The organism is Sutterella massiliensis, from assembly GCF_016899755.1.
GTDB classification, from domain to species: Bacteria; Pseudomonadota; Gammaproteobacteria; order Burkholderiales; family Burkholderiaceae_F; genus Sutterella; species Sutterella massiliensis.
Window position 1 is genome coordinate 1 of sequence record NZ_JACJJC010000410.1, and the last position, 276, is coordinate 276.

Genomic DNA, 276 nt, shown 5'->3' on the forward strand with positions numbered 1-276 from the left:
GAGCAACCCGCCCAGGCGATCGGCAACCGCAAGCGCGTGCACTACTTCGCGCCGGGCTACCGCGCGGGCTCGCCCGTTGCCGTGAAAACGCTCGCCGAAAAAGCCGCGTCGCTCGGCGTGAAAACCCAAATGAACACGAAGCTCGTCTCGCTGGTGACGGCTTCCAACGATTTCGGCAGCCGCGTCACGGGCGCTGTCGTCGAAACGAGCAAAGGCGAGAAATACACGGTCCGCGCAAAGCAGGGCGTCATTCTCGCAACGGGCGGGTTTGCCAAC

The 276-nt window shown here is 64.1% G+C and carries 1 protein-coding gene; it reads left to right on the forward strand.

Annotation, left to right across the window (positions count from 1 at the left end; genetic code table 11):
- The coding region (locus tag H6A60_RS13120; RefSeq protein ID WP_205105304.1) for an FAD-binding protein at positions 1 to 276 on the forward strand (276 nt) is incomplete at both ends.